Here is an 8,983-nt window from a genome sequence, read left to right as displayed (position 1 = left end):
GGTATCGACCATCAACATCAAATACCTATCTATGCCCCCAAACAGGTAATACAACAGCAAATATTGAAACAAGAAGGTGGAACACACCAGTATGCCCATCAACATGGTCAAAGTGTTTACTTGGCCTTTTAACGACAAAAGGATAAAAGCCGACAAGCTAAACAGCACCAGCACAAACGGGATGTTACCGGTCGACTCATCTGCCAACTTGACGTTTCTTAGATACCGCACAGTGGAAAATAAGCTGCGTGCAAATATATAAAAAATGAGCAGTACGAACCAGTATCTCATGGTAAGGGCGAGTATCTCATACTGCTTAGCAGACATCTCCCCACTGCCTTTCCTTTGGATATAGCTTCCTTTTTCATATTTTAACCTTCTTTAACGTAAAAGTAAAGCTTACAAAAAAGCCAACCCTTTACCGTGCAATTATAACATCCCCACCATAATAAAATGAGGGGGCTATTGCCCCCTCATACTTCACCGTTTATTCCAAAATCTCACTATAGACTTCATTGCATATATCAATGCGCGCGTTTCTAGGTCATCCTAACATTACAACAGCCGACCCTATGCCAAATGGAAGCAGTGTATACCTTTCTGTAAAGTTTGCAAAATCAATAAAGGTATGTGGTCCAACAAACTGAACGTCCTCAATTCCTGCAATGCGATTGGGACCCATGAGGTTGAAAAGCGTGGTAGCTGCCACCAGCCTTACCTCATTTTGCCCCGCTTGGATAAACTCGGTCACATCAAACACATATGGGCGCCAGTATTTTACGCCGCAATATTTACCATTAACATAGAGCTCGATACAGGCAGCCTTCACATCGTTTATCTTTAAGTATATTTTCTTCCCTTTTTCAATTGCATCGGGATTCAGGTCCACACGTGATTTAAATTCAGCTTTACCGGCATAGAACGGATATCCCGAGCTAGTAAGGTCATTGCCATTAGGCCTGCTCACGCTCCCATCTATGGCAAACCTTACCTTATCATCATCCACCACCACAAAGTCTCCAACAATGTACACCGCCTCTACCTCGGTGGGCATATGGTTTTTAAAATCTTCTACACGCAAATGCGTCCGCGGTCCGGTTATGTTGTTGTATTTCTTGCCTTCCAGTACCAACCTGTTTTTGCCCTTTATCAGCGTACCGGTCAAGGGTACCTTGGTAAAGCTCACATCCTTCCAGCTCTTTTGGGAATCAAAGGCTCCCATCTCTCCCCTAATCTTTAGTGGTCTTACCTCTATCCCATTGGAGGTAATCCTATCCAGGTTTTCGGCCACCTCTATGGCAGCAAACACTTCACCCTCCGGGACATTTACCACTTCAAAGACATATTCGGCTTTAAAGGGCGTTCCTTCGGGCGCTTTGTAAAACCAGCTGTGCAGTACTTTGACAACAGGTTCATCCTGAGCCACTAATTGGCCATCGAGATACAAGGTGACATCGTTAATGGGCATTACGTTTTGTTCAAGAACTGACACCTGCCAATTGCTTATAAACGCCAATGCGTCCGGATTCTCAACCAGCTGTACACCGCTGTCCAGATAGGCTGGCGCCGGCTTTGCCGGTATTTGACCATCGTACAACATCACAAGGAGGCTCCCCGCAGGGTAGAACTTAGCCCTAAACTCCATTCGACCATTGTTCAAAACAGCCGGCAGTCGGAATACCTCACCTGAGGTTAAATCGAGAATGAAGGGCGTACCCTGGCCGGGTATCGAGACTTTTGCCCAAACCTCCCGTTTCTCATCGGTATTGGCTAAAAGCAGCATTTTGCCATCGCTCAAATTCCGCTGATGGCATAGGATCTTATGGGCATTGGCCCCGGTAGCCTCATCTATGATTCTAATCCTATCCTTATAATATCCATCAAGTATGGAAATAACGTCGCTTATGGCTATAGCCCTGTGTATGCCCTCAGGCCAGTCGATGGAAGCTTTTTGCCCATCGATCCTCTTGGGCATGGGATACATGAATATAAGCCTGTCTGGGCCAGCTACCTGCGCAAAATCCTTTAAAAGCTTAATAGTCGAAGAGCGCAACGTCAGAGCAGGTGGAACCACTATGGTAGAATAGGAGTGCTGCCCTATGATGAGCTTGCCATCTGCTACTCTTGCATGTTTCTCCATAATTATTTCGTCGCCGTAGTGGAAATCTAATTTATTGGCCATCAGAGCTTTGGACAGGTTTATAAAAGGCTCATCGTATATGCCTTTCTCTATCGCATAATTGTTGTGCTTATGCAGCGGTGAATATTCGCTCCACACGCTGGCAATGGGGTGCAAGACCAGTATATCCACATCCCTTTTGCCCTGAGTGACAGCATAGCATAGGCGGCCTATATAATCGCTAAACTGCCTCTCGTTATCCCACCATGGCTGTTGATAGTAAAAGTTGGGAGGATAATCCCTTTTCCTTTCACCTCGCATGGAATAAAGCGACAGATGGTGGTTTACAAAGCTTATCCCCAGCACAGCCTGCCAGTCAGCTATCCACTTCCTATGATAAAAGCTGGATTGCTGGCCTATACAGCCAAAGGCCTCGCAAAGAGCCCTTTCTTTACCCAGCTGATCCACAACCGATGTAACTTGCTTAACGGTAACAAGCTGATCGACATGCCTTCTCAGCTTATCAATCCCAGGCCAGTGCATGAACTCATAATGCGGCATGGCAGCGCCAATCCACTGAAGCTGAGAAACCAACGTATCCTCCGCCATAAAGTGGCCGGTCATTTTCAGGTTGTTGCCCTCGCACCACGTATAGTACTGTTTGGTAAAGCTTTCAAGGAATAAGCGGGTTGCGGCATCAAAGAAGTCAAAACGAACTTTATGATAATCTTCTACATCGAAAAACAGCTCATGTAAGTGCTCCTCGATATTGTAGCCTTTCAAATCCTTGAAAAACTGTGGAAGGCCTTCTGACCACGGGAGCGCAGGAACGCTGTACTCCCATTCTCTAAGATAACATGGTTCATCAGTAAAAATCCCAGGTATTGATTTGCCAAAATATTCCCCGCAAGCTTTTTTATAACGCTCATGGGTACACTCGATGAAAGCTTTAACTGTGTTAGGATTCATCAAGTCTACATAAGAAGTACCGTTATACCAAAGATTACCTAAGGTTGATACCCTTTTGCATATGTAATAGGTATTGCCTTCATGGACGTATTCTGCAAGTACTGTATCATTCTCGGTCAACTCCTCCTTTTTGAGCAGCACCAGTGCGCGGCTTCTGTACTCTTCATTGGCGGTAGGCACTTCGCCGCCTGCAAACCCCGAAGGCCATTTGTCTTCGTCATACAGCCATGCAAAGGTCTGGGTAGCCTCTGCATGCTGCGCACAGGTGCGAACCATTTCCATCCACTCCTGCGAAAGATATCCTGTCACAAGGCCCACGCGGGAATGCATAAAGTACCCGCCCCACCCTTTTTGAGCCATTTCGTCTATCTGCCTCTCCAGCTCTTCTTTATCCAACTTATCATTCCAGCTCCAAAAAGGCGCAGGGCGATAAGTAGGCGACGGATTTTTAAACTCCTGTAGATTCACATCAACCCCTCCAAAATACAGTGTAATAAAGTCCTATGATGGGCATAAAGATGTGGAACCCTCCTGTGCTTATTTCCTCATCTTTAGAAATTTTGTCTCACCTGTTTGCTGTCATAGCCTTAAAAGGGTAATAACATATTATACCTTTAATTATAGCTTAACGAAAAAAAAGTTCAACAACCACAGGTCATTTAAGCTACTGTTAAGTCAAATGTTGATTTACCGTTGCTGGTATGCTATAATTTGTGTTGAGTGAGCGCCTGTAGCTCAGGGGATAGAGCGTTCGACTCCGAATCGAAAGGCCGTGGGTTCGAGTCCCGCCAGGCGCACCAAAGCCCTGCAATATGAGGCATTGCAGGGCTTTTTATTTTTCCTACACATACGATTTTCCCACACTTTTCCCACAGTGAAAAATGTAAATAAAGCATTACATACACCTTATTCCAAACCCTCATATCACACACGATAACAAAATAACGGCTAATGGATATACCTATATCATAAGCGCCATGATTTTGAAACAACAGGAAAGTATTTTTCTGACACAAACTTGTAAGAAGGCCAAACTTCTGTAGGGCAATACTGGATTGATGCAGACAACAAGAAGATTGTTATGACTACCATTTGAAGTTTTCAGAATGTACATTAATGTGGGGATCATTCATCGAACTTTTAAACGGCAACCCATTTAAACCCAGCTGGATTAAATCAATGATACATGCGTAATTTTTTAGGTGTTGCATTTAATTTTACAACGAGCCTTTAAAATTTATATTTAAAACTATAACAAATCGGATTTTCAAGTTAGTACATTAATGCTATAATTGGTATGATATGAACACTAACTGAGGGAAAGGATGAAGGCTATGGTGTTGCGCGTCATGATGGTGGACAGCAGCTACGAAGCAAGAAGAGACATCGACAGCAAAATAAGATGGGTAGAAAACGATTTTGAATTGGTAGGCGAAGCCAATAACGGTGAAGAAGCATTGGCATTACTTCCCCACGTATCACCCCATGTGATATTTACTGAAATTCGCATGCCTAAGATGGATGGCATCACCTTTATAGAAACAGCAAAAAAAAGATGGCCCGACATAAAATACGTCATTGTCAGCAATTACGACAACTTCGAGTACCTTCGCCAGGCCATGAGGGTAGGTGCATATGATTACATTCTAAAGCCAGTCAAGGTTGAGGAAATAAATCAGGTGCTTTTACGTGCCAAATTCGAACTTGAAACGGGTATGCGAAAGTTTTTCTAAATAAAGCCACCTTACAGAAGAGGTGGCTTTTGTTTTTATCTTACGTTAACCCTCACTTCAGCAGGCTTGATCTCTATCAGCTCAGCCCCTGGCGGTATATCGGCCATAACCTTCATTGAGTGTTCGCCCTGCGGAATACTAGCAAGGTCCACGTACACCCTGACGCTACTTGGATCAATTCTGTTTATTATAGTAGCCGGCCCTCCCAAAACTATTTCAACGCTGGTGGGTTCCAATTCAATCTCGCCGTTCTCTGGTACATTGACCATTTCAATGTTATCCACCAATAGGCTTCGTCGGATGATTTTCTCTTTGAGTCGTACCACCACTTCCACTTCGCTGGGACTGGGGGGCGCTATAATAATGCCTTCATACTTTTGAATTTTCAAAGTCTGCGTTATATCAGCTGTAGCTCCTTCTATATCTAAAATCTGAGTACTTATAGAATCCATCTTCTCCAGAATGGATTTCTCACCGCTCACCGTTACCTCCTGAGGATAGACATCTACGCTTACCACTTCATAATTTTCATTGGGAGCACCAACGATGTTGGGCTTTACTGGCAACACCTTGGTGGGATAAACCGGCACTGTTATTGTTACGTATTTGGGATTAATGCTGATATATTTTGACTCAACAGTTCGCCCTTTATCGTCCATTAACAAAACCGGTAACGAATATTCAACGGTAGAGGACACTCCTGACAGCTTCAAGGATACCGTAGCTCTGGAAATTCGCTTGATAAGGCTCTCGGGTCCTGTTACCTCCACGGTATTTGTGGGCTTTATGCTGTGAGAAAAAACCAAATACCCTGTAGCCTCTTTTATATCTATATCAGGCGTAATGGTAACGTCTTTGTTAACCAGATTATCGACCTTAATGACGACCTCGGGCTTTCGCCTTAACGTAACCCCTGAAGGAAGCCCTTTAATATCTATAAGCAACCTATATTCTCCCGGCTCGTTGATCTGAGATAAATCCAATATGCCTTGTAGCTGTTCGACATCTACCTTATCTAAATCCCGTACCCTGCCTTTTATTGAAATGTTAACCTCGGTTGGTAAATCATCTACCAGCGTAAGTCTTCTCTCTTTAAACTTATCCTCATTTTCTATTTTTACCGGTATATTATCATAGGTTCTGGTGACTTCGGGATTTTGTTCCCTTATGGCTATAAACCAGAGTATGATGGCTATAATAACCGAGATCAGCTTTAAAGCAAAATTCCTGCTAAGTTTACTGCGCATCCTTTGCCCTCCGCTTTATTAAACTAAACGTTTTTATTTCTCTTTCTTTTATATATATCTTTTCAAGGATGCTACGCAATCCTTCCGCATCCAAATATCTGGTTAGTTTCCCGTCACTAGCAATGGAGACAATGCCCGTCTCCTCAGATACGATTATAGCCAATGCATCGGATGCTTCAGAAATGCCCAATGCCGCTCTATGGCGCGTACCCAGCTGTTTGCTCAAATTAGGGTTTTCAGTAAGGGGCAAAAAACAACCTGCAGCCACTATACGCGATTCCCGTATTATGACAGCACCATCGTGCAGGGGTGTATTGGGCACAAAGATATTTTCTAAGAGTTCCCTCGTCAGCCTGGCATCCAAGCGTACTCCGGTCTCCACCACGTCATTGAGTCCCGTCTTTCTTTCGACAACTATTAATGCACCGGTACGGCTAGAAGATAGATTTTGAACGGCTCCCACTATGCTCTCTATAATTTCGGTGATGTCTTCATCGTTTTGAAGAAACATCATCTTATCAAATATTCTACCCCTGCCTATCTGCTCCAAAGCCTTTCTGAGTTCAGGTTGAAAGACGATGAGCAAAGCGATTACGCCCAACTGCGCAGTGTTGCGGAGGATCATATGGACAGTACTTAGATTCAGAATATTGCTCATCCAGGTAGCAAACAATAATATTGCCAATCCTTTTAAAACTTGCTCCGCCCGCGTCTCACGTATGAGCAGCATAAGCTTATACAGGGTATACGCCACAATCGCTATATCTACAACATGGCGTACAATATCAGGAAATTGAAAATAAGGCTTAATATAGTATATAAGATTTGAGAGCCAGGCCCACATGTTTCCACCCCTCGGAACCTTATCACTGCGCCAGCTGCTGTAACTGCTGCAACCTCAAATCAATAGACGTGCCAGTTACCCTTCTATTATATAACAACTGACATAGGTTTTAAAAGACTACCGTCGACCTATATGGCGTTGCTGCTCTTTAAGCAGACCTTACATGACAATGGAGATGGGCGCTTTACAATTGGCGCATCTTTTATCCTTCAGCCCCATCACCTTTATGGAGTAGCCGCGCTCTACTATTTTATGTCCACATTTGGGACAATAGGTATTGTTATCTGCCCCCATTACGTTGCCCACATAGACAAAATCCAGATATTCTCTGGCAACATCCCTTAGCTCGTAAAGAATATTGACAGGAGTAGGCGGAAGCTGCATGCGATAGTTGGGATAATACCGGGAAAGGTGCAGCGGAATATTCCTATCGATCTTGCTCAGCCATTGTGCCAATTCTCTTATTTCGGCTCTGTCGTCATTAAGACCTCCGATGATCAGGGTGGTTACTTCAACGTGGGCCTTCCCAGCAGCCTGTTCCACCACTGTCTTAACCGAAGATAATTCGCCACCGCAAACCCTCCTGTAAAACTCCTCGTTAAACGCCTTGACATCTATATTAAAAGCATCGACATACAGCAGTAAATCCTTTAGAGGCTCAACTTGGACGAAGCCATTGGTAACCAATACTACCTTCAAATCCTTCTGTTTGCAAAGCTGCGCCGTATCCAGGATGTATTCGTACCAGATAATTGGTTCGTTATAAGTAAAAGCGATACCTATGCTATTATGTTCAATTGCCATTTCAACCAATTTATCAGGAGCTACAAATACGGTAGGTTGCTCCCTATGGGCAATATGCCAGTTTTGACAGAAGGAACAGCGAAGATTGCACCACAATCCACCTACTGAAAGTATGAAGCTGCCCGGATAAAAATGATATAAAGGTTTCTTCTCTATAGGATCCATGGCTATTGAAGAGACCATTGCATACCCTTCCGCTATCAGCGTGCCGTTTACATGCTTCCTTTGCCTGCAAAGGCCGCTTTTCCCTTCCGGAATCAGGCATTCATGGGGGCAAAGATTGCATCTTATCTTGTCCCCTTCCATGGTATAAAACAGCGCTTCCCTCATATTCCTTACACCTTCTAAGGCTTTTAGTGACAGCCGCGTCGTTACATCTTATTTGTGGCGTTCCACCTCAAAACGCTCTATAGTGTAGCTTTCGTCGGGACGTATTCCTGCCTTCCGCAGCGCAATTTCAATCTGCTGCTGAGGCGTATCAACCCCTTCTAGGTCAGGCAATAGCAACCCCGATTTATGTCCGCTCCTAACTATTACTCCATATCTCTTTGCATCAAGCTCATCTATGGAGTTGACGGGCTCTGGTTTCTTTAAGACGTCAACCGAATACACCAAATCCTCCAGCTCACTCTCATCCACAGGGATGAACCGCGGATCGTGTACCCCAGCGCTTATAGCATTATAGATGATCTCCTCTGCGATATTCCTTCGGGTAGCCTCGATGGTGCCAATACATCCGCGCAGCTGTCCATCCTTTTTTATGGAAACAAAAACTCCAGCTCTATTGTCCAACATTTCTCTGGGAAGGTCATCATCCGGTTCGATTACCTTGCCGGTACGTATATATGATTCAAGTGAACGCCTGGCCAGACGGACATAAGGGTCTTCGTTTTGACGCACCTTTTGCATCCGCTGATGCTTTTTCTCAAATAGCCTGTTCACAAGAAGCCGTGCGGAATTCAATTCGCCCTTTTCCAATATGGCCACACCGTATCCCACTCCAAAGGGCCCCTCATAGGATAAAACCCTGGGATGCAGCTCATATCCATCCAGCGCCCCCATGGCTATAATAATGGAGCGAAGGCCGCACTCGCCACCTTCCTCAACCATCACAGGATCCAAATTGAAAAAGCCCTCAACATGGCCCCTCTCAATAAGCGCCACTATCTGCTTATCCAGTTTAGGCCCCATTGGATGGAAGCCATAAGGCCCATCATGGCCCAACCTATGCGAGAGGTCGCCGCTGGCAATTACGCTAACATTCCTT

7 protein-coding genes and 1 tRNA gene are annotated in these 8,983 nt (G+C 44.5%); 2 read left to right on the top strand and 6 right to left on the bottom strand.

What is annotated here, in order from left to right:
* The coding region (locus FWJ59_RS06060; RefSeq protein WP_414481069.1) for a hypothetical protein at window positions 1-327 on the bottom strand (327 nt) is incomplete at its 3' end.
* A gap of 217 nt (window positions 328-544) precedes the next feature.
* Window positions 545-3,556 (bottom strand): glycoside hydrolase, encoded by a 3,012-nt coding sequence (locus FWJ59_RS06055; RefSeq protein ID WP_414481068.1) that lies wholly within the window; start codon window positions 3,554-3,556, stop codon window positions 545-547.
* A gap of 256 nt (window positions 3,557-3,812) precedes the next feature.
* On the opposite strand from FWJ59_RS06055, the gene FWJ59_RS06050 reads away from it, so the two are divergent.
* Both FWJ59_RS06050 and FWJ59_RS06045 read left to right on the top strand, forming a co-directional pair.
* A tRNA-Arg gene (locus tag FWJ59_RS06050) sits at window positions 3,813-3,888 on the top strand.
* 525 nt (window positions 3,889-4,413) lie between these two features.
* A complete protein-coding gene (locus FWJ59_RS06045) occupies window positions 4,414-4,821 on the top strand; it encodes a response regulator (protein WP_414481067.1) in 408 nt (135 codons plus the stop codon).
* Window positions 4,822-4,856: 35 nt separating this feature from the next.
* Here FWJ59_RS06045 and FWJ59_RS06040 read toward each other — a convergent pair whose 3' ends face one another.
* From FWJ59_RS06040 to amrA, 4 genes are all read right to left on the bottom strand, one after another.
* Window positions 4,857-6,068 (bottom strand): YbbR-like domain-containing protein, encoded by a 1,212-nt coding sequence (locus FWJ59_RS06040; protein WP_414481066.1) that lies wholly within the window; start codon window positions 6,066-6,068, stop codon window positions 4,857-4,859.
* Window positions 6,058-6,912 (bottom strand): diadenylate cyclase CdaA, encoded by an 855-nt coding sequence (gene cdaA / locus FWJ59_RS06035; protein ID WP_414481065.1) that lies wholly within the window; start codon window positions 6,910-6,912, stop codon window positions 6,058-6,060. Before cdaA ends, FWJ59_RS06040 begins: the two co-directional genes overlap by 11 nt.
* A 159-nt stretch (window positions 6,913-7,071) precedes the next feature.
* Window positions 7,072-8,046, bottom strand: coding sequence for an AmmeMemoRadiSam system radical SAM enzyme (gene amrS / locus FWJ59_RS06030; protein WP_414481064.1), 975 nt, complete (start codon window positions 8,044-8,046; stop codon window positions 7,072-7,074).
* A gap of 48 nt (window positions 8,047-8,094) precedes the next feature.
* Window positions 8,095-8,983: AmmeMemoRadiSam system protein A (gene amrA / locus FWJ59_RS06025; RefSeq protein ID WP_414481063.1), on the bottom strand; the 889-nt coding region annotated here is incomplete at its 5' end.

The sequence above is a fragment of the Caldicoprobacter sp. genome, from assembly GCF_047459465.1.
Lineage (GTDB): Bacteria > Bacillota > Clostridia > Caldicoprobacterales > Caldicoprobacteraceae > Caldicoprobacter.
Note: the sequence above shows the minus strand (reverse complement) of the source record. Positions and strands in the feature narration are given on the sequence as shown.